The 21797-nt window shown below is 47.2% G+C and carries 20 protein-coding genes; 5 read left to right on the top strand and 15 right to left on the bottom strand.

Going from position 1 to position 21797, the window contains the following annotated elements; genetic code table 11:
• The 9 genes from NtB2_RS02070 to NtB2_RS02030 form a co-directional block, all read right to left on the bottom strand.
• Complete coding sequence (locus NtB2_RS02070; RefSeq protein ID WP_109245288.1) at positions 1-306, bottom strand: hypothetical protein; 306 nt, start codon at positions 304-306, stop codon at positions 1-3.
• Positions 307-486: 180 nt separating this feature from the next.
• The gene (mraY, locus tag NtB2_RS02065; protein ID WP_109245287.1) at positions 487-1542 is read right to left on the bottom strand and encodes a phospho-N-acetylmuramoyl-pentapeptide-transferase; all 1056 of its coding nucleotides are present in this window, start codon (positions 1540-1542) and stop codon (positions 487-489) included.
• A 13-nt stretch (positions 1543-1555) separates the two neighbouring features.
• A complete protein-coding gene (locus tag NtB2_RS02060; RefSeq protein WP_109245286.1) occupies positions 1556-3838 on the bottom strand; it encodes a penicillin-binding protein in 2283 nt (760 codons plus the stop codon).
• Complete coding sequence (locus NtB2_RS02055; RefSeq protein ID WP_109245285.1) at positions 3835-4215, bottom strand: cell division protein FtsL; 381 nt, start codon at positions 4213-4215, stop codon at positions 3835-3837. The genes NtB2_RS02060 and NtB2_RS02055 overlap by 4 nt, the downstream gene beginning before the upstream one ends.
• A gap of 18 nt (positions 4216-4233) precedes the next feature.
• Positions 4234-5175, bottom strand: a complete 942-nt coding sequence (gene rsmH / locus NtB2_RS02050; RefSeq protein WP_109245385.1) for a 16S rRNA (cytosine(1402)-N(4))-methyltransferase RsmH — start codon at positions 5173-5175, stop codon at positions 4234-4236.
• A 93-nt stretch (positions 5176-5268) separates the two neighbouring features.
• On the bottom strand, positions 5269-6516 hold the full coding sequence (locus NtB2_RS02045; RefSeq protein WP_109245284.1) for a glutamate-5-semialdehyde dehydrogenase: 1248 nt from the start codon (positions 6514-6516) through the stop codon (positions 5269-5271).
• Positions 6517-7590 (bottom strand): 3-dehydroquinate synthase, encoded by a 1074-nt coding sequence (gene aroB / locus NtB2_RS02040; RefSeq protein ID WP_109245384.1) that lies wholly within the window; start codon positions 7588-7590, stop codon positions 6517-6519. It lies immediately after the preceding gene.
• Positions 7591-7592: 2 nt separating this feature from the next.
• On the bottom strand, positions 7593-8453 hold the full coding sequence (locus NtB2_RS02035) for a shikimate dehydrogenase (protein WP_109245283.1): 861 nt from the start codon (positions 8451-8453) through the stop codon (positions 7593-7595).
• A 69-nt stretch (positions 8454-8522) separates the two neighbouring features.
• Entirely contained in the window at positions 8523-9140 is a 618-nt protein-coding gene (locus NtB2_RS02030; protein ID WP_109245383.1) for a VTT domain-containing protein, read from the bottom strand.
• 316 nt (positions 9141-9456) lie between these two features.
• Here NtB2_RS02030 and NtB2_RS02025 point away from each other — a divergent pair, with 316 nt between their 5' ends.
• The gene (locus NtB2_RS02025) at positions 9457-11604 is read left to right on the top strand and encodes an amino acid ABC transporter substrate-binding protein/permease (RefSeq protein WP_109245282.1); all 2148 of its coding nucleotides are present in this window, start codon (positions 9457-9459) and stop codon (positions 11602-11604) included.
• 12 nt (positions 11605-11616) lie between these two features.
• Positions 11617-12360, top strand: a complete 744-nt coding sequence (locus NtB2_RS02020) for an amino acid ABC transporter ATP-binding protein (RefSeq protein ID WP_109245281.1) — start codon at positions 11617-11619, stop codon at positions 12358-12360.
• 63 nt (positions 12361-12423) lie between these two features.
• Here the strand turns inward: NtB2_RS02020 and NtB2_RS02015 are convergent, their stop codons facing one another.
• Positions 12424-12777, bottom strand: a complete 354-nt coding sequence (locus tag NtB2_RS02015; RefSeq protein WP_109245280.1) for a type II toxin-antitoxin system RelE/ParE family toxin — start codon at positions 12775-12777, stop codon at positions 12424-12426.
• Positions 12767-13054 (bottom strand): type II toxin-antitoxin system RelB/ParD family antitoxin, encoded by a 288-nt coding sequence (gene relB / locus NtB2_RS02010; RefSeq protein ID WP_109245279.1) that lies wholly within the window; start codon positions 13052-13054, stop codon positions 12767-12769. Before relB ends, NtB2_RS02015 begins: the two co-directional genes overlap by 11 nt.
• A 159-nt stretch (positions 13055-13213) precedes the next feature.
• Here relB and NtB2_RS02005 point away from each other — a divergent pair, with 159 nt between their 5' ends.
• The gene (locus tag NtB2_RS02005; RefSeq protein ID WP_109245278.1) at positions 13214-14095 is read left to right on the top strand and encodes an HNH endonuclease; all 882 of its coding nucleotides are present in this window, start codon (positions 13214-13216) and stop codon (positions 14093-14095) included.
• Between the two features lie 14 nt (positions 14096-14109).
• Here the strand turns inward: NtB2_RS02005 and hemY are convergent, their stop codons facing one another.
• The 4 genes from hemY to hemH form a co-directional block, all read right to left on the bottom strand.
• Positions 14110-15510 (bottom strand): protoporphyrinogen oxidase, encoded by a 1401-nt coding sequence (hemY, locus tag NtB2_RS02000; protein WP_109245277.1) that lies wholly within the window; start codon positions 15508-15510, stop codon positions 14110-14112.
• Positions 15510-16616, bottom strand: coding sequence for a PAS domain-containing protein (locus NtB2_RS01995; protein WP_109245276.1), 1107 nt, complete (start codon positions 16614-16616; stop codon positions 15510-15512). The genes hemY and NtB2_RS01995 overlap by 1 nt, the downstream gene beginning before the upstream one ends.
• 123 nt (positions 16617-16739) lie before the next feature.
• Positions 16740-17771, bottom strand: coding sequence for a uroporphyrinogen decarboxylase (gene hemE, locus NtB2_RS01990; RefSeq protein WP_109245275.1), 1032 nt, complete (start codon positions 17769-17771; stop codon positions 16740-16742).
• Positions 17768-18697 (bottom strand): ferrochelatase, encoded by a 930-nt coding sequence (gene hemH / locus NtB2_RS01985; protein WP_109245274.1) that lies wholly within the window; start codon positions 18695-18697, stop codon positions 17768-17770. Before hemH ends, hemE begins: the two co-directional genes overlap by 4 nt.
• 290 nt (positions 18698-18987) lie before the next feature.
• Here hemH and NtB2_RS01980 point away from each other — a divergent pair, with 290 nt between their 5' ends.
• Complete coding sequence (locus NtB2_RS01980; protein WP_109245273.1) at positions 18988-20136, top strand: hydroxymethylglutaryl-CoA synthase; 1149 nt, start codon at positions 18988-18990, stop codon at positions 20134-20136.
• A 162-nt stretch (positions 20137-20298) separates the two neighbouring features.
• Positions 20299-21795: a glycerol kinase GlpK gene (glpK, locus tag NtB2_RS01975; protein WP_109245272.1), complete on the top strand. Its 1497-nt coding sequence runs from the start codon at positions 20299-20301 to the stop codon at positions 21793-21795.
• Positions 21796-21797 lie beyond the last annotated feature (2 nt).

Raw genomic sequence — 21797 nt, 5'->3', positions numbered from 1 at the left:
CTATACCCCCGTCGTTGAGCTTTCTGTCGATGAGCTAGTGCTTGAATCACTGCTAGTGTTACTGTCAGAGCTGTTGTTTGAATTGCCATCTGGAGCCTGGCCTCCTTGGAAGTTTCCAGGACCACCTGCCGGCATGCCGTTTCCATTCTTGAAGTTTTGCCCCATCTTGCCCCGCTGGGCCTTCATAGTTGCCTGCTCATGATGCTGGCCAATGAAGAAGCCACCTGCACCTCCGATGACGAGACTCACTAGGACTGCAATAATCAAGAGCATCCTCCCTTTAAGAATTTTCTTTAATTTGTTCATAAAATAATTTCCCTTCTAAAAAAGATAAATTCATTATAATGTCTCACACTTTTAAGTCGCTTAACCGAAAAAAAGCCAGAGCTTAAAGGCTTAACTGGCTGTTAGGGTCCAATAAATGTTGAGTTAAGGCAGGCCAAGACCTTCAAAAAAAGCATTGCTCATCAGAAGCAATGCTTGATATTAACTAAAATAGATAAGCAGGGCCAGGGCAGAGAGGATGGCTGTCACCAGCCAGAAGACGATATCAATCTTCCACTCAGACCACCCCTTCCCTTTTCCAGAGAAGCCACCGAGCTCAAAATGGTGGTGGATGGGGGTCATTCTAAAAATGCGTTTTCCATGAGAAAGCTTAAAGTAGCTGACCTGCATCATGACTGAAAGGGTCTCAATAATATAGATGAAACCAATTAAGAGCAAAGTCCATTCAGCATGAAGCAAGATAGACAGCATCGCTATGAAACCACCCAGGGCCAACGATCCCACGTCGCCCATGAAAATCTTGGCCGGCTTATGATTGAAGATAAAGAAGCCAAGCAGGCCACCAATCACAGCCAAAATCATGATGAGGACGTCGTAATGATGCTCGACTGCTGCAATCACAGCATAGGCGGTCAGGGAAATCGCCACCGTGATAGAAGCCAGGCCATCAATCCCGTCAGTCAAGTTGACCGCATTGGACCAGCCGACTAGCCAGATGATAATGAAGACAAGGAAGAAGACACCCAGGTCAAAGCTCCGGTCAAAAATCTCAATCCGATTCATCTGAAAGGCCGTCACCATGGCATGGGGAATTTCTCCCGGCCCACGGTTAAAGGCTGGGACCCGGGCAATGGCTGGTGCACTGCTGTAGAGCAGATAAGAGACCAATCCAATCACAATCTGGCCCAGCAATTTCTGTACGGCAGTCAGGCCTTGATTCTTTTTCTTAAAAATTTTCAAAAAGTCATCAAAGAAACCAATCAGGGCGTATCCCGCCAGGACAAACCAGGCGATGATGAAGGCTCCTGAGACCTGCCCAAAAATCAGGGCGAAAACGAGTGAGACAATCAAGGCAACCGTCACAAAGACGACTCCCCCCATCGTAGGGGTCCCGGCCTTGGCCATGTGCTGCTTGACTTCTTCAAGGGTGGGCTGTCCGCCAATCTTCTTCTTATGGAAGAATTTGATAAACTGCGGCACCCCCAGCACCGTGAGTAAAAGTGCCAGGATAAGGACAGCTGTACCTATTAAAAACATATTAAACCTCTAGTTAATTCATATTGATAGTGATCGACTGGCCACGTTTGATGTCCTGGCCTGCCGATACAGATTGGCCGGAGACGGTATCTCCGTCGCCCTTGTAAGTGATTTTGAGATTGTACCATTTGGCGAGTTGTTCGACTTGGTCTTTTTTCCACTTGTAGGTGTCCGGCATGGTGGGGTCGCCATTGGTCAAGAGCAAGATTTTAGTATTGGCTGAAACCTCTTCGCCTGAAGCGATGGATTGTTCAGTGACTTTGTCTCCAGTACCGATAACTACAGGGTTGAGGAGTTCTTGACGGAGTTTATCTGACGTTGAACCTGGGCCTTTGCCCTTGTAGTCTGCGATAGTGACCTTCCCTGCGGTGTAGTTGGTGGTGTCTGTGGCTTCAATCTGAGATTTTCTCGCCTCTGCCTGGGCAACGACATTGTTAGCCACATCAGAGATATAGCCCAAGAACCAATCGCTGGTAGGAATCTTGATGTTCATGTAGAAGATAAAATCAGGATTCTTTGGTGGATACATAGCGACAGCAGAGTACATATTGTCCTGCGGTCCTGTCATATAGCCGCCGTTTGGAGCTGCAATCTGGGCAGTCCCTGTCTTGACAGCCATTGGGTTCCCGTTGACCAAGAAGAGTGGTCCAGGCGAGTGACCAGCGTCATCTTTTGTAAGATAGGCCGTTCCGTAGTTAGGGTCTGTATTAACCCCGACCATCAGGTCTCTTACCGTATCTACTGACTTAGAGCTGAAGGGTTTCCCGATAACCTCTGGTGAAGTAGAAATAGCCGTCTTATTATCGGAATCATAGATTTTATTGACCACGTGGGGCTCAAGCATCTCTCCGCCATTTGCAAAGCTTGTCCATCCCCGCAAAAGCTGGATTGGCGTTGCTGAAATCCCTTGTCCAAACGCAGACTGGATTTGAGACACTGGGTTGCTTGAAGGAAGGCTGCCAAAGCCTTCACCTCCCAGTCCAAAACGGGTTGGAACACCAAATTTCAAGCGTTTGAGGTATTGATTCCAGGTAGAATTGCCCATCTGCATTTCGATTTTTGACATGACGACGTTAGAAGACATTTCAAAACCTTGTGCTGCAGTCACTGACGTTGGCAGGCGGAACTCGCCGTACTCATTCCAGTCCCAGTCATTGATATCCACATCGTAGACCTTCAGCGTACGGGTAAAGGACTGATTGAGGTTAACATGATTACTATCCAAGGCCGAAGCCAACAGGAAGGTCTTCATGGTCGAACCAGGCTCAAATTGAGACTGGTAGAGGAGGTTACTCCAGGTGAAGTATTCCTGCTTGGACGCCGTATTTTGGTTGTTGGCGTTGATTGTCGGCCGTTGTGAGGTTGCGAGAATCTCACCGGTGTGGGCATCCATCAGGGTGGCTGACAACTGCTGACCGCCTGAAACCTTAGCCGCATTATCTAAGAGATTCTCAAGATTGCTCTGAATTGGGCCGTCGATGGTAGTATAGACATCTTTCCCGTTTTCAGTCTGCTTGATGGTCTTAGTTGAGCCAGGGAGCGGACGTCCAAAGGGATCTTTTTGATAATTGATTTCCCCATTCTCACCGCTGAGAACACTGTTATAGGCATTTTCAAGGCCTGAGCTCCCGACCAGGACAGTCCCACCACTATTGGTATTCTGCGGGCTCGCAAAACCAACAAATTGTGAGGCAAAATTCCCCTGAGGATAAGAGCGGGCAAGTTGAGCTGAAAAGCCGAGACCTACAATCTTTTGATTTTCTGCATCTTTTTCAATCTGGGTCATCCGGCTTGGACTAATCTTCATCCCCTGGGTCCCAAATTGGACCTGACTCTTCTTCTGCTTGAGCTGGGAAATCGCGTAGTCCTTGTCAATGTTCAATTCCTTATTCAGGAAATTGGCCACTTCGTCATACTTATCGGGCACGACATACTGGGGATTGCCGTTAGCATCCGTCTGGGTCTTGTCAATAACGGCGTAGATCGTATAGGTCGATGAATCAATGGCAATCGGTGTGCCATTGCGGTCGTAGATGGTCCCCCGCTTGGCATTGACCGTCACCGTCGTCGAATAGTTTTCCTTGGCCATCTTGGCAAGGTCAACACCACCGACACGATTGACCGTAATCAGCCAGACAAAACGAAATATAAAAACCGTAAACAAGACAATAGATAGGAGAAAGACGATTTTTCCTACTCGTTTACGATTACTTTCTGGCGTTAATTGACTCTTCTGGGCTTTCTTTTGGATTAGCCTATGTGGCGTTCCAAAAAGTCGACTTAAGAATTTAATCATTTTTCCGCTTTCAATACATTAGAATAATTGATGGTCAAGCCAGCTTTCTGAACAGGATTCAAGAGCTTACTGTTGTCTGTCAACTCTTGAATCTGCTGGTCATACTCGCTATCTTTTGCATCTTTTTCAGCGATGGTCTGGTTGAGGATAACCGTGTTACTCTGCACCTCGACCGTCTTCGCCTTGATATAAAGGAGAGAGACAGAGAGCACCAAGGCAACTGCAGCAATGGTCACATAGAAGAACTTCTCAACGCTTGAAATTTTCTTGAATTTCGTCGCTAAGACTTCTGGTGCCACAGAGTTCTTGTCAATGTAGAAGCTGTCTTTTTTCGCTGCTGTCTTGATGTCAAAATACTCTTTTGGTAATGCTGCCATGGTCTCTCCTTTCCTTTTTTATAAATGTAATTTTTCGGCCACTCTTAATTTTGCTGAGTGGGCCCGATTGTTATGTGCTAATTCTTCTTCGCTTGCAAGCACTGGCTTGCGATTGACCAGCTTGAGCTTGGGCTTCATGTCATCAGGAATCACCGGCAGGCCCTTGGGCACTTCTACAGTCGAATATTCCTTGAACATGGTCTTAGCTAAGCGATCCTCCAATGAATGGAAGCTGATGACGCTGATTCTACCACCGACCTTGAGGAGGTCGATGGCCTGCTCAATAGAGCTTTCAGCCACAGCGAGTTCATCGTTGACTTCTATTCGGATGGCCTGGAAGACCTGTTTGGCCGGATGGCCTTTAGCCTTCAGTGCCTTTTGAGGTAGGGCCGACTTGATGACCTCAACGAGGTCTGTCGTCGTCTCGATAGCCTTTTGCTTTCTGGTTTGTTCGATTTTCCGGGCTATTTGCTTGGCAAATTTTTCTTCGCCGTAGCGGTAGAAAATCCGGACCAGGTCCTCATAGGGATAGTCATTGACCACCTCATAGGCTGAAAGGGACTGGCTCTGGTCCATCCTCATGTCCAGCCTGGCTGTTGTCCGGTAGGAAAAACCACGACTGCCTTCGTCAAACTGAGGGCTAGAGACGCCCAAGTCGTAAAGAATGCCGTCAATCCTGTCAACCTCAAAGCGGGCAAGCTCAGCCGTCAAATCCTTGAAATTAGCTTTGATAAGACTGACTTTACCAGCCTCCAAGGCTTCTTTTAAGCGAATCTTGGCATTTTCATGGGCTGTTTCATCCTGGTCAAAAGCGTAAAGATGACCGGTCGTCAGTTGACTGAGGAGGTATTCAGAGTGGCCTGCTCCACCGAGTGTCGCATCCACGTAAACCCCGTCAGGCTTGATGTCAAGCATGTCCACAGTCTCGTGTAATAGTACAGTATCATGCTTGAATTCCATTTTGACAGACTTCTCCTTAGGCTTATACTCCATTATAGCACTTTTTGAGAGCTTTTCAAGAGCTTTACAGGATAATTGTAAATTAAATGTAAACTAATTTCTGACCTGACCCTGGCCCATGACCAGTGTCTTGGTCGAGGTCAATGCGGCAAGGCCCATCGGCCCTCTGGCATGGAGCTTTTGGGTGGAAATCCCGATTTCAGCCCCGTAGCCAAAGACAAAGCCATCTGTAAACCTGGTCGAAGCGTTGACATAAACCACTGCCGAGTCAATCTCATTTTGGAAGATTTCAGCATTTTTTAGACTATTGGTCAGGATGGCTTCAGAGTGCTTGGTCGAATAGTGGTTGATGTGGGCAATGGCTTCATCGAGCGAGCTGACCGTCTTGACCGACATGATATAGTCTAAAAACTCTGTCGCATAGTCTTCTTCCCTTGCCAACGTCGCTCCTTTGAGGTAGGTGACCGCCTGCTCATCTGCCCGAAATTCTACCCTGTGGACTGCCTGGATTGCCTCGTCTAGCTTGGGAAGAAATTCTCCCGCAATCGCCTCATGTACCAGCAGGCTTTCTGCGGCATTGCAGACACTTGGCCTCTGGGTCTTAGCATTGACCACAATCTTGACCGCCTGGTCCAGGTCAGCTGAAGCATCCACATAAATATGGCAGTTGCCAGCCCCCGTCTCAATAACAGGGACCTTGGCCTTGGCTTTCACAGTCTCAATCAATCGGGCAGAGCCCCTAGGAATCAGGACATCTAAGTAATCAATCGCCTGCATCATCTTTTCAGCTTCTGCATGACTTGTATCCGTCAAGAGCTCAACCGCACTATCAGGCAGGTCTGAATTTTCTGCCAGGGCCTCCTTGATGACGGCGACCAGGGCCTTGTTAGAATGAATCGCATCAGAGCCCCCTCGCAAGAGGACCGCATTTCCCGTCTTAAAACAGAGGGAGAAGGCATCGATCGTGACATTAGGCCGGCTTTCATAAATCATCCCGACACGTCCGATAGGGACCCGTTTTTCGATGATGTTAAGGCCGTCGATGTTGGTAAATCCCTGTGTGACCTCGCCGATTGGATTTTTCAGGTCAGCCAACTGATGGAGACTTTCAGCCATAGCCTGAATCCGGCCGGCATCCAGCATGAGGCGGTCTCTCATGACCGGGCTGATACCGTGGTCATCGGCTGATGCCAAGTCTAGCTTATTGGCTTCGATGATGCGGCCTGTGCTATCTAGCAGGCCTTCAGCCAGCTTCCTTAAAAAAGCGTCCTTATCCGCATTCGAAACCCTCGCCAACTGCTGACTCGCCTCAGTGATCTTTTTTCCGAGTTCTTCTATCATTCATTCTCCCTCCTTCTTCAAAAAGGACTTCATTTCTTGGATTTTCAGTTCATGGATTTTTGCCTGGCCGATTTCTGGGACGATGACCGTCTTGATGCTATCGCCCCGCGTTTTTTTGTCATGGGAAAGGGCGGCGTAGAGCTCTTCTTCATTCCAGGGCTCAAAGCTGGTCGGCAGTCCGAATTTCTCACAGGTCGCCTTGATTTTCTCTGTAAACCCCGCAGGCATCAGGCCTTGCTTTTCAGCATGCTGACTGATTTGAACCATGCCAATCGCAACGGCTTCCCCGTGCATGATGTGGCCGTAACCCGCCGTGGTCTCGACTGCATGGCCAATTGTGTGGCCAAAATTCAGATAAAGACGACTGCCATGATCCAGCTCATCCTCAACCACAAGCTTCCGCTTGACTTCAACGGCCCGGCTGATGAGATATTCTGCATTTTCAAGAATTGTCTCAGGACCAGACATCGTCTGAATAAAGTCCCAGAGTTCTTTGTCCGCAATCAGGCCACATTTGATGACCTCTCCCATCCCTTCAATCAGACAGCGTGAATCCAGACTTTTTAATAAATCTGGGTCAATCAGGACGCCGTCAGGCTGGGCAAAAGTCCCTATCATGTTCTTGGCAATCGCTGTATTAACTGCGGTTTTTCCTCCAACTGAGCTGTCCACCTGGGCCGTCAGGCTGGTCGCAATCTGCAAAAAGTGAATCCCCCGCAAGTAGGTCGAGGCCACAAAGCCAGCCAGATCGCCCACTACACCACCGCCTAGGGCGATGATGCCATCAGAACGGGTCAGGCCGAGCTCTGCACAATGATGCCATATTTTTTCAGCAGTCGCAAGCGTTTTTGAAGCTTCTCCTGCTGGAAAACTGAAGAGACTGGCCTTGAAGCCTGCTGTATTTAGATCGGTTAAGAGCCGGTCTGCGTAGAAGCCGGCAACTCTGTCATCGCTGATGACCAAGATTTTTTGTGCTTGCCAGAGGCTAGAGACCCAGGCTGAGGCCTTTTCCAGACCCCCTCGTTTGATGAGGATGTCGTAAGGCTTCTGGGGCATATTTACATGTATTTTCATCATTATTTATCCTCAGTCATTTTCCTTAAAAGAGCCGATTCAACAGCTTCCACCGGCATCTCCTTCCCCGTCCAAAGTTCAAAGGCCTCTGCCGCCTGATAAAGGAGCATACCAAGGCCATTCGTTGTCCGACAGCCCTGTTGCTTGGCCCAAGTCAAAAAGGGCGTTTCGGCGACCTTATAGATGGCATCGGCGACCAGCAACTCCGGACTGAGCTTAATCGCTTCAGAACAGGGCATTGATAGACCGTCCATCCCAACAGAAGTCGCATTGACCAGAAGACTAGAGCGGTCAAGCTTCGCCTGGAGCTCTGCCTCATCTGCTAAATCATAAAGCTTGACCTTGTCAGACATAGCATTCAAACGCTCTTCCAATCCAGCAAAAGAATGAGATTTTCTGGCAAATACATGAACTGCCTGGGCACCGTCTAGTAGAGCTTGGGCAATCATCGCCATGCCAGCACCCCCGCCACCAAGGACGACCAGTTCTTGCCCCTCAGGCCGATAGTCCAGAGCCTCTAGCGACCGGAAAAAGCCAATCCCGTCCGTATTATGGCCGACCAGCTTATCGCCCTGCCTGACAACTGTATTGACCGCCCCGATAGCCTCAGCCGATGGACTCAGCTCGTCCAAATAAGGGAGAACCGCCTGTTTATAAGGCATCGAAAGATTGATGCCATACATATCCAGGAGGCGAATGTTCTTGACTATCTGCTCGAGGCCTGCCTCTTCAATTTCCCAGGCCAAATAAAGGCCGTTTTCTCCGGTCATTTCAAAGGCTAGATTATGAATAAAAGGAGAAAGACTGTGCTTGATGGGATTGGCGACGACCGCAGCCAGTCTTGTCTTTGCGTTTATTTCCATATTTTCCTCATAAAAAATAGCATTTACATAGAGTAAATACCATTATACCATTCTAACTTTATTTATAAATTAAGCTGCCTTCCGCCTTGTAGACAGATACTTGCGGAGGACACCGATGGCTGCTGGAAGGAGCGACACCACGACAATGGCTATCATGACCAGCTCAAAGTTCTTCTTGATGAAGGGTACCTGGCCAAAGAGGTAGCCAGCCCCCAGCGTGACAATAACCCAAGAGAAGCCACCGAGAAAATTAAAGAGGACAAATTTCTTATGAGGCATCCGGCCGGTCCCAGCCACAAAGGGCACGACGGTCCGGATGATGGGCATGAAGCGTCCCAGGAAGATTGCCCAGGCTCCCCATTTTTCAAAGAACTTGTGGGCTTCTTCTAAGTACTCTGGCTTCAGGAATTTCGACAGTTTGGGATGCTTTGGAATCACATTCCCAAATTTTCGACCAATTTCATAGTTGAGCAGATTGGCCAGAAAGGCCAGAATCCCCATGACCAAAATCAGGTAGAGCAGGGAAAGCTTACCATTTGACATGGCTGCCAGCGAGCCGACAAAGAAGAGGATGGAGTCGCCCGGCAAGAAGGGAAAGATGACCAGGCCGGTCTCGACAAAGATAATCAGACCCAGGGTCACATAAATCCAGATGTGGCCGTTAGGCATTTGGGCAAAATTGGCCATCCAGTCGTTGAAGAAACCAAAGACGGACAGGCTAGGAAAATTTAAGAACAAGAGGAACCTCCAAAATATTCAACGTTTGACATTGATTTTCATTTTACCCTAAAAAAGCTGTTTTGACAAATCTAATCCCCAGCTCAGACGCTATTTCTTGCTTCTTTTCCTATATAATAGCTTCAAAAAGTTTTTTATGGCCCTTGATTAAACTTTGGACAAAATCAGAAAGCATGTCACATCTTCTTACATATACTTTCAAAATCTTTGTTCCAAAATTGTTTTTATGATATACTATTTTATATACAACTTATCGGAGGATAGAATGAAAAAGTATTTAATCGGACTGGCGAGCCTCTTCGCCATGTTTTCAGTCTTTGGCCTGGCATCTCCCAAAGCCCAGGCTGAAACCACAGTCAAAATCGCTTCTGACAATGCCTACGCTCCTTTTGAATTTCAAAATTCAAATAAGGAATGGGTCGGTATCGACGTCGACCTGATCAAGGCCGTCGCAAAGGAAAACAACTGGAAGCTTGACATCAGCTTCCCTGGCTTTGACACAGCGGTCAACCAGCTCCAGTCTGGCCAGGCCGATGGCGTCATCGCCGGCATGTCCATCACTGACGAGCGGAAAAATCTTTTTGATTTCTCAAAGCCTTATTATAGCTCAGCTCTGACCATTGCGACGACCAAGGCAAAACCTATCTCTGACTACTCAGAGCTCAAGGGAAAGACAGTTGGTGTCAAAAATGGGACAGCTGCTCAAAGCTGGCTCCAGAGCAATCAAAGCAAGTACGGCTACGAAATCAAGACCTACTCTGATGGCACGCACATGTATTCTGCCCTTTCATCAGGCAATATCGTCGGTGTGATGGATGAAGTGCCTGTCATTTCTTATGCCATCACACAGGGTCAAGACCTGGCCATCAACCTGCCAGCGATTTCACTGCCTGGCGGTTACGGCTTTGCCGTTGCCAAGGGTAAAAACGCCCAACTCGTTAAAGATTTCAACAAGACACTGGCTCAAATGAAGGCCAATGGCGACTATCAAAAGATTGTCGACAAATACACCAAGGCTTCGACTAAAAAGGCAACGCCTAAAAAAGAAGTCTACAACATCTACTCTGACAACTCTTTTGCCCCATTTGAGTTTCAAAACTCTGATAAGCAATACACAGGGATTGACGTTGACCTGCTGAATGCCATCGCCAAAGACCAAGGCTTCACCATCAAATGGAACTTTGTCGGCTTTGATGCAGCAGTCAACGCCCTCCAGGCAGGTCAGGCTGATGCAGCCATGGCCGGCATGTCAATCACCGACGCCCGTAAGGAAGTCTTCAATTTCTCAGACGCTTATTATCAAGCCAACGTCACTGTGGCCGCCCGCAAAGATGAAAAAATCAAGAGCTGGGAGGACCTCAAAGGCAAGACCGTTGGTGCTAAAAACGGTACCGTCTCTTATACTTACCTGACAGAAAACAAGGACAAATACGGCTATAAGGTCAAGACCTTCTCTGATGCGACCAGCATGTACCAATCCCTTCAATCCGGCTCAATTGATGCCGTGATGGATGATGAGCCTGTCATCCAATATGCAATTAAACAAGGGCAAAACATGGTCACACCACTCAAGGCTGTGCCCGCTGGTACCTATGGTTTTGCAGTCAAGAAGGGCTCTAACCCAGAGCTGATTGAGATGTTCAACAACGGCCTAGCCGACATCAAGGCCAACGGGACCTACGACCAAATCAAGAGCAAGTACCTGGCAACAGGAAACAGCAACAACGGTAAGAAGACCGTCAGCGAGAAAACACTCTGGGGGATCATCTACAATAACTGGCAACAAATCGCCAAGGGCCTCCTGGTCACACTTGAACTTGCTGTCATCTCCTTTGTCCTCGCTGTGATTGTCGGTGTGATCTTCGGCTTCATGTCCGTCTCACCAAGCAAGCTTCTCCGTGGCATTGCCCGGGTCTATGTCGACCTCAACCGTTCGATTCCACTTCTGGTCTTGATCTTCTTCCTCTTCTTTGGTATTCCAAACCTGATGCAGTCGATCACAGGACAGCAGAGTCCAATCAACGAGTTTGTCGCCGGTGTGATTGCACTGACACTGAACGAATCCTCTTATATCGCTGAAATTTTCCGTGGTGGGGTCAACGCCGTACCACTTGGACAGACCGAAGCTTCTCGCTCACTCGGTGTCTCTTATCTCACAACTATGCGTAAGGTAGTCTTGCCACAAGCTGTGAAGATTACTACACCAAGCTTGATCAACCAATTCATCATCACACTTAAGGATACGACCCTGGTATCAACCATCGGTCTGGTCGAACTCCTTCAAGCCGGGCAAATCATCGTTGCTCGTAACTTCCAAGGTTTCCGCGTTTACGGCTTGATTGGTCTCATCTACATCATCATCCTCTTGATCCTGATGTATGTTGGCCGTCTCGTTGAACGTCGTATCAAATAATTAGGGGGAAATATGGGAATCAATACACAAATCGAAGTCACTGACTTACATAAATCTTTTGGTAAAAATGAAGTCCTTAAGGGCATCACAACCACCTTTGAAAAAGGTGATGTGGTCTGCATTATCGGCCCTTCAGGATCTGGGAAATCTACCTTCCTGCGTTCTCTGAACGGCCTCGAAGCCGCAACATCTGGCGATATCATCGTCGACGGATTTAATCTGACCGATAAAAACACCGATATCAACCTGGTCCGCCAGAACGTTGGTATGGTCTTCCAACACTTCAACCTCTTTCCAAACATGACTGTCTTTGAGAATATCACCTATGCTCCTATCCAGCTCAAAAAGCAGAGCAAGGCTGAGGCAGAAGAAAAAGCCCTCCACCTCCTAGAGGCTGTAGGACTTCTTGAAAAGAAAGACACTATGCCTGACATGCTCTCAGGTGGTCAGAAGCAACGTGTAGCCATCGCACGCGCCCTGGCAATGGACCCAGATGTCATGCTCTTTGACGAGCCAACCTCAGCCCTCGACCCAGAAATGGTCGGTGACGTCCTTGACCTCATGCGCCGAATCGCGGATGACGGCATGACTATGCTCATCGTGACTCACGAGATGGGCTTTGCCCGCAAGGTCGCCAACCGCGTCATCTTTACAGACGGCGGCCTCATCCTTGAAGATGGAACACCTGAGGATGTCTTCGACCATCCGAAACATCCACGGCTTCAGGACTTCTTGTCTAAGGTTTTAAATGCTTAATATTTGAGGAGGCCCTTTGGGCTTTTTCTTTTTTAAGACTTTTAAGATACAAAAAGAGCTCGACTAAGGATCGAGTTCTTTCTTGATTCTTGAAAACAGGGTATCCAAATACTTCAAATAGTTCGTATCGGCACTGACTAACCTCAAAACCACCAGCATTTCTTCTGAATAAGCATAAAACACCAAAAACTTTTTATCTACGATGAGCATCCTGGTATTAAAGCTTGTCAAAAGCTTTCTGCCCACACGTTCATCAAAGTTAAGGCCCAGCTGAGGTGCCTTTGGGAGCAGGGCTAAGCTTGCCATGATTTTCTCCAAGATATCACGAGCTGCTTTTTCATTATGGAATTTATCTTTGATATAGCTTTGTAAATCCAGCAGGTCTTGGGTAAAGTCATTTGAAAATCTAAAGTCCAAGTCGCTCCCTCACTTCGCTCTCTGTCATATATTCTCCCGCTAGAATCTTGTCGAGCCTTGAATTAAGTGTCTTGTCAAGCTCGTCTAAGAAGAGCTCAGCTTCAATCTCTTCCTTGGATTTGATGGGCGACTTCTTCGTGAGAATAATTTGTTCAATGACCTCGTTAAATATCGCCGACAGCTCAACATCTTGCTTCTTCATGATAGCCTTGGCTTCTTCCAGATGGGCGGCGTTAGTTCTGAAATTGTAGAGTTTGTCTTTTACTAGGGTTGTCATGGTGGGTCTCCTTGGTGAATTTAGTATAGCAAATATAAAACGATTTGTAAAACGTTTCGCTTTACATTTCTGATGTCCTTTATTTGAGAGTCTTCCTTAAAAGCAGATAAATATTATTAAATTATTTGTTTTCCTAATTTCATATGAGATAATAAGATTATGGAAAACTTTAATTCACAATCCCTAAAGGTCGGAGAATACTATAAAATTAACGAAATAGCTGAAATTTTTAAGTGCGCTACGCAGGCTGGTATGAATCGCTCACTCAAGACCAATACACTTGTTCTTATATCTAAGCACGCAAATGCCTCAAGATCTAATCCTTATGAAGATAAATGGGTTAATGACACACTCTACTATACCGGCATGGGACGAACCGGAGACCAAGAACCCACACGCCAAAATAAGACACTTGCAGAATCTAATGAAAATGGGGTGCAACTTCATCTATTTGAAAAGTTTAAAGAAACTGACTATATTTACGCAGGGCAAGTAGTATTAGCAGATGAGCCTTTTCAAGTCGATGAAGAAGACATCGAAGGTAATTTACGAAAGGTCTATAAATTTCCACTTCAATTAACAAGCAGACTTTATATCCCTGATAGCTCCATTGTTGCTAGCCCATTGAAGAAAAAGGTTAACCGAAAAGAACCCAGTCCAGAAATACTTGCTGAAAGAGCACTGCAAGCAAGTCAGTATAATCTAGGACAATTTGAAATTATTAAACAGCCTAGCTACCGTGCTACTCGTTCATTTAGTTTCGACCGTAATACAGACATCAGGGACTATGTCTTGTTACTTTCCAATGGAATCTGTGCACTTTGCGATCAAGATGCTCCTTTCAAAGTTGAAGGCAGGCCTTTCCTTCATTCTCATCATATAGAATATCTTTCAAATGGAGGACCTGATATTCTTGATAACTGCATCGCTGTTTGTCCCAACTGCCACGCTAAAATACATCAATTAGAAGATCCAAAAGATAAGGAAAAACTTCTAAAACAAGTTCAAATACGTAATCAAAAACACTCTATTTCAAAATAAAGTGTTTTTTTAATTTATTCAGTCAGATAGCGCAAAGCCAATTTCTCAGCCTCACGACCAGCCACAACATTATCCGGCAATCCAATCCCATCATAAGACATCCCAGCGATAAAGACGCCAGGCATCTTGTCTGCAAGGTCTTGTCGGACTTTCGCCAAACGTTCCTTGTGACCCACAGTATACTGTGGCATAGAGTCATCTAAGCGTGAGATTTCAACAAATTCAGGTTCTCCGTTGAGTTCCATGATTTGTCCGAGGTCGCGGAGTGCGAGACGGGTGATTTCTTCATCAGAAAGTTTCGTATAACGCTCGTCTCCTGGTTTTCCGAGGAAAGCCCGAAGAACGATTTTACCTTCTGGTGTTGAGTGCGCCCATTTTTTATGGATCCATGTACAAGCCGTGATAGAGAAATCTGCATTTCTTGACACGAGGAAGCCTGTGCCGTCGATATCTTCCTTCAAAGCTTCTGCTGGAAATGCCATAGAGATGGTCACGACAGATGTTGAGGGTACATCCTCAAACTCGTCTTTCATGATGCCATGCTCTCCGAGCAATTTTACAGAGACTTCATGCGGAGTGGTCAAGATGATGCTATCAGCATGCAAGATTTCGCCATTTGACAAGCTGAGTTCATAGCCTTCAGCGATGCTATTCACCGCTGTTGACTTCATGATGTTCTCAGCTGGCAATGCTGCTTCAATCGCATCGACCAAACTTTCAAGCCCTGTGTTAAAGTTGAGGAACATGCCTTTTTTCTGTCCTTGATAAGGCGTGTTCTTGGCATTTTCTGCGGCTTGTTTTTTCATGCCATCAATCAAGTTGCCGTATTTTTGCTCAACTTCGTAAAACTGAGGATAAGTAGAAATCAAACTCATCGTATCAAGGTCGCCACCATAAACCCCTGAAAGCAAAGGCTCGATAAGGTTCTCAACGACTTCATCGCCTAAACGACGACGGAAAAATTGTCCCATCGACTGGTCAATCCCAGCTGGAGATTTTTCAATCGTCAAGTCTTCTTTAGCACGCGCTTTTGCAGCGTCTGTAAAGAGTTCTGAAGCTTGGAAAGTCTCTTCATTGGTTGGAATCCCCATGATAGAACCGGCAGGAATCGGATGAAGCTTGCCATTCAAATAGATAAAGGCAGAACCTGTGGCGTTATTCACTAACTTATCATCCATGCCGACTTCACGCGCCAAGTCCACCATCGCTGTCTTACGGGCAAGGAATGAATCTGGTCCACGCTCGATGATATAGCCGTCACGACGAACGGTTTCAATCTTCCCGCCAAGACGGTCTGTTGATTCAATCAAGACCCAATCAAGGTCCAAGTTCTTTTCCTGAATCTCCTTCTGCAAATAATAAGCAGCCGAAAGACCAGTAATCCCTGCGCCAATGATTGCTATTTTCTTTGTCATTAAGGGTTCATCTCCTCTACGTGCAAGTCTGCACCTGGGTGTCCGCCAGGATGTCCAGCTTCACCATGACGACGACTGTGACGCGCTGGCATTTTTTCGCCATTTGGATAAGCAACATAAGGGGCGCCTGAACCATCCAAAGGACGACCGCCAGGTACTGCGCCTTCTTTCATTGCTTCCATGCCTTCTTCATCAAAGAATTGGTCGATGTTGACAGTGATGTCCATGCAGCCGAGGTATTCATTCGTTTCAGGATCACGGACAGCCATGAATTTTTGATACATTTGTCCAGCTTCACCCGAACGTTTAGGAAACCAGAAAGCCCATTCGTCTTTTGTACCGCTCTTGAAATCATCAAGCATCACACGCACGTGGTGCGCTACTTTTGGATGAAGCTTCAAGACAGAGTGACCGAAAGCTGAGGTACGGCGGTGGTGAACACGCGTTGGATTGTTTGAGTACCAACGGAAGTTATCTTCAGCATCGCAGAAGCCCATTTCGAAAGGACAAAGACGGATGATTGTGTCAAGCGTGCTGGCTTTGATTTTACCTGTTTCAAAGTCGATGATGACTTCATCACTCTTGTAGTCAGCTGCTGGACCTTCGACTTGCGTTTGACGGATTTCAACTTCTGGTACTTCTTCAGCTTTTTCATAGCGTTTGATCGTTTCAGGCGTGTGTTTACCAGCCTTATCTTCAAAAATCGCAAGGTCAACTGTCGCATCCATAGAACCAAGATATTCATTTGTTTCGATATCACGGACAGCGATGAATTTCTTGTAGCCACGGCCAGCTTTTCCTTCTTTATTTGGGAAATGGAGAATCCAGTTTTGCTCTTCGCCTTTTTCAAAACGGTCAAGCAAGACACGGACTTTTGGCGCGATATGTGGGTGAAGGTCAAAGACTTTTTCACCCAAAGTCTTCACGCGACGTGGACGCAGACGGTCTGGTTTTGCTGAAAACCATGTGAAGATGTTGTCTTCATTGCAGTAGCCTAATTCAAAAGGCAATTTATTGAGCATAAGTTCAAGTGTTGATGCTTTGATTGTTCCTGTTGGAAATTCAATAATTGCATCAGGACTTACGTGTTTTAATTCTTCTGACATTTTATTCTCCTTTATAATTGAGTGGCTTGAGCCAAAAAGTTAAGAAATTAGACAAATCTCAGAACCTGTGCAAGCACAGAAGCTGCGATTTTCTAAATTTCTAACTTTCTAAACGGGCTCAACTCACATCTTGCTTGAATATTCGTGTACAAATTGAGTTAACTTTTTCAATGTATCCGGATTGACTTCTGGAAAAACACCGTGACCGAGATTAAAGATAAAGCCTTCTTCCTTCATTCCCATATCGAGAATTTCTTTCGTCTTGCTTTCCAAGACTTCCCAAGGTGCAAGAAGCAAGCTAGGGTCTAAATTCCCCTGTACTGCTTTTTCTACTCCTTGAGCTCTAGCTTCATCAATCTTGATACGCCAGTCAAGCCCCATCACGTCAATCGGCAGGTCATTCCACTCTTTGACCAAGTGGCTCGCCCCAACACCAAACATGATCAGTGGCACATTTTCGGCTTGTAAAGCAGTGAAAATCTTGGTCATGACAGGCTTGATGAATTTACGGTAATCTTCACGATTCAGATTGCCAACCCAAGAGTCAAAAATCTGCAAGGCTGAAGCACCAGCCTTAACTTGCGCACGGCAGTAAGCAATCACCATATCAGCAAGTTTGTCCATCAGCGCAAACCAAGTCTCAGGCTGTGTCCACATCAGTGCTTTTGTCTTATGATAGCTCTTAGATGGACCTCCTTCAATCATATATGAAGCCAGCGTAAAGGGTGCTCCAGAAAAGCCAATCAATGGCACTTCAAGCTGTTCTTCTGTCAAAAGCTTGATGGTATCCAAGATATATGGAAGATCTGACTCAGGATTGATTTGTCCTAAATTTTCAACATCGCTGAGCTTTTGGATAGGATTGCTAATGACTGGACCAATGCCTGACTTGATGCTCACATCAACGCCAATCGAAGGCAAGGGGGTCATAATATCTTTGTAGAGAATCGCTGCATCCACGCCATAATTATCCACAGGAAGCTTCGTGACGTAAGCAGCGAGCTCTGGCTGGTGAGTGATATCAAAGAGCGAATATTTCTCCTTAATAGCACGGTACTCAGGTTGAGAGCGGCCAGCCTGACGCATATACCAAACGGGTACAGCATCGACAGCTTCTTTTCTGGCTGCTCTTAATAAGCGGTCATTTTTAATCATGCTTTCAAACTTTCTGTCACGACATCAGCAAGGGCTGAGATAAATGTTGGGTTAGTATTTGGCATTTCTGGACGGTGATAACTGAGTCCAAGCTCGTCTGTCACCATCTTGCATTCATAGTCATTATCAAAAAGGACTTCGAGATGGTCTGCGACAAAGCTAACTGGGCAGTAAACAAAGTGCTTATAGCCTTTTGTTTCAGCAACTTCTCGAGTGAAATCAAGAACATCTGGACCAATCCATGGGAAAGGGGTACGACCAGCAGATTGCCAAGCTTGTTCATAGTGGTCAAGTCCTGCAGCTTCAGCGACAAGTTTTGCTGTATCCAAGATTTGTGGAACATAGCTATCGCCTTTGTCTGCCACGCTTTGTGGGATGCTGTGAGCTGTGAAAACAACGGCTGTCTTGTCCATTTCATCGGCAGGGATTTCTGAGAGGGTCTTTTTGAGATTATCTGACCAAGTCTGAATAAACTTAGGATTCCGGTACCAGCTCTTGACGGTCTGCAGCTTCATGCCGTATTCAGCCGCTGCTTTTTCAGCATCGTCCAAATAAAGCTGGGTGCTGACTTCTGAGAATTGCGGAGCTAAGATGACAGAGGCCATTTCCTCATAGCCGTCGGCGTGTGCCGCCTTTACAGCATCCGCAATAAATGGTGAAATGTGAAGATAGCCAAGATAAAGTTTGAAGTCAATCTCATCTTGACGGCGGTTAAGCTCAGCTTCAAGGGCAACCCCCTGGGCTTCTGTGATTTTCACCAGTGGAGAGGTCCCACCGATGATTTTGAAACGTTCTTGTAGCTCTGCCAGCAGGGGAGCTGGGGCAGGTCGACCGCCACGGATATGTGTATAATAGGGCTCGATGTCTTCAGGCTTTTCAGCTGAGCCAAAGCACATCACAAGGAGGGCCATTCTACGTTTTGCCATGTTTATAATTTTCCATTCTAATTAAAATCTATCCTCTTAATTATACTCTTCATCTTTGAAAATGACAACTCTCGCGAGGTTCTGGGGCTATTGGATGGCTTCCGGGACCAAGCATCTGCCAGTTCAAAATTGGGCGACATAAGCTACTTGGAAATTTACATAATAAATTAAGTTGATCACGAAGCGAGCAGTCCCAAACCAGCAGCCCCAGAACAAAAACCAGTTTATGTTATAATATTCCTGTTATAAAAAGAAAGGACCGGCTGTTTTCCTGGCCGATGATATATATGATGAACACTGTTGGCATTGACAAAATGAGTTTCTTCGTCCCTCCCTATTTTTTAGAGATGGACGAGCTGGCTTCTGCCCGGCAGGTTGAGCCGGCCAAGCTTCACATAGGGATTGGTCAGGACCAGATGGCGGTCAGCCCTGCAAGTCAGGATATTGTCACGCTGGCGGCCAATGCGGCAGCCGACATCTTGACTGAGGCTGACAAGGCGGCGATTGACATGGTCATCGTCGGCACGGAGTCTAGCATCGACGAGTCGAAGGCTTCTGCTGTGATTGTCCATGGCCTGCTTGACATCCAGCCTTTTGCCCGGAGCATCGAGATCAAGGAAGCCTGCTATGGGGCGACGGCAGGCCTTCAGCTGGCCAAGAACCACGTCCAGCAACATCCTGACCGCAAGGTACTGGTCATTGCCAGCGACATTGCCAAATACGGCCTGGCATCAGGCGGTGAGCCGACTCAGGGGGCTGGAGCTGTGGCCATGCTGGTCTCTGCTAATCCAAGTCTGCTTGCCCTCCACAACGACGAAGTCAGCCTCAGCCAGGATATCTACGACTTCTGGCGGCCAACCGGCCAGACCTACCCTTCGGTCGACGGTAAGTTCTCCAACGAAACCTATATCAATGCTTTTGCCCGGGTCTGGGAGGAATATAAAACACGGACCAATCTTGACTTCCAAGACTTCTCAGCCCTGGCCTTCCATACCCCTTATACAAAAATGGGCAAGAAGGCCCTCCTTCCCGTCTTAGAAGGCCATGCCGACCAAGAACGTCTGATGTCCCGCTATGAAGAAGGCATCGTCTACAACCGCCGAGTCGGCAACCTCTATACTGGTTCCCTCTACTTGAGCCTGCTTTCCCTTCTGGAAAACAGCAGGGCCCTGTCAGCTGGCGATCGCCTTGGCCTCTTCAGCTACGGTTCTGGGACGGTCGCTGAGTTCTATTCTGCTGAGCTGATGCCAGGCTTTGAGCAGGCCCTTCTCACTGAAAAGCATCAGGCCATGCTTGAAAACCGCGAGGCCCTTGACATCTCAGCCTATGAAGCCATGTTTTCAGAAACGCTTGACCTTGAGCAAGAGAAAAGCTTCCAAGATCAGACCCCTTTCTCAGTTTGTGAAATTAAAGACGGTATTCGCCACTATAAAAAATAAAATTGCCAAAAACATTAAAACAAAACAGTCGTCACAAGCCTTGACGGCTTTTTTATTTTGTGGACAAAAAACCACAAACTGTAAAGTTTGTGAAGAAAGCGTTTGCAAAATAAATTAAATTATTTTATAATAGAATTATAAGTAAATATTAAGGAGAATCATATGTCTGAAGAAAAGTACATCATGGCCATCGACGAAGGAACCACCAGTGCTCGTGCCATCATCTTTGACCAGAAGGGCCAGCAGGTCGCAAGCAGCCAAAAAGAGTTTAAGCAATACTTCCCTGAAGCAGGCTGGGTTGAGCACAAGGGCAATGAAATCTGGAATGCCGTCCAATCCGTCATCGCCGGAGCCTTCATCGAATCTGGCATCAAGCCTCGTGATATCGCAGGCATCGGGATTACCAACCAGCGTGAGACGACCGTCGTCTGGGACAAGAAGACCGGCCGGCCAATCTATAACGCCATCGTCTGGCAGTCCCGCCAGACCTCTGAGATTGCTGACAGTCTGAAAGAACAGGGCTACAGTGAGCTTTTCCAAGAAAAAACCGGCCTCATCATCGACTCCTACTTTTCTGCGACCAAAATCCGCTGGATTCTCGACCAGGTCCCAGGGGCTCAAGAGCGCGCCGAAAAAGGCGAGCTCCTCTTTGGGACCATCGAGACCTGGCTGGTCTGGAAGCTGACTGACGGCAATGTCCACGTGACTGACTACAGCAATGCCTCACGGACCATGATTTTCAACATCCACAGCCTGGACTGGGATGATGAGCTCCTGAAAATTATGAATATTCCCCGTGCCATGCTACCAAAGCCTGTCTCTAACTCTGAAATCTACGGCTATACCCAGACCTACCACTTCTTTGGGGCTGAGGTCCCAATTGCCGGCATGGCGGGTGACCAGCAGGCGGCCCTCTTTGGCCAGATGGCCTTTGAGCCTGGTATGGTCAAAAACACCTATGGGACTGGTTCTTTTATCGTCATGAACACGGGTGAAAAAGCCAAAATTTCTAAGAATAACCTGCTGACCACCATCGGCTATGGCATCAACGGCAAGGTCCACTATGCCTTAGAAGGTTCTGTCTTTGTGGCCGGCTCTTCTATCCAGTGGTTGCGTGACGGCCTCAAGATGCTGGAGAAGGCTTCTGACTCTTATGAAAAGGCCATGGCCTCTGAAAACGAAGACGAGGTCTATGTCGTCCCTGCCTTTGTGGGCCTCGGTGCCCCTTATTGGGACCAGGATGCCCGGGGGGCCATTTTCGGCCTGACCCGGGGGACGACGGACAACGACATCGTCAAGGCGACCTTGCAGGGCATTGCCTATCAGGTCCGGGACATCATCGGTGCCATGAAAGATGATACAGGCATCGAAATCCCCCTTCTCAAGGTCGATGGCGGAGCAGCTAAAAACGACTACCTCATGCAGTTCCAGGCGGATATTTTAGGGACCCCTGTCCAGCTGGCCGCTGACCTCGAGACCACGGCCCTCGGGGCTGCCTTCCTAGCTGGCCTTGCCGTCGGCTTCTGGAAGGATATGGACGAGCTCAAAGAAAGCTATGCGACTGGGAAATCCTTTGAAGTCCAAATGGATGAAGAACGCCGGGAAGACCTGTATCAAGGCTGGACTAAGGCTGTCGAAGCAAGTCGCCTTTTTAAGTAGAA

Origin of the sequence: Lactococcus termiticola, from assembly GCF_003116835.1 — a bacterium.
GTDB classification, from domain to species: domain Bacteria; phylum Bacillota; class Bacilli; order Lactobacillales; family Streptococcaceae; genus Lactococcus; species Lactococcus termiticola.
The sequence above is the reverse complement of the archived record's forward strand: the minus strand, read 5'-3'. Positions and strand labels throughout refer to the sequence as shown.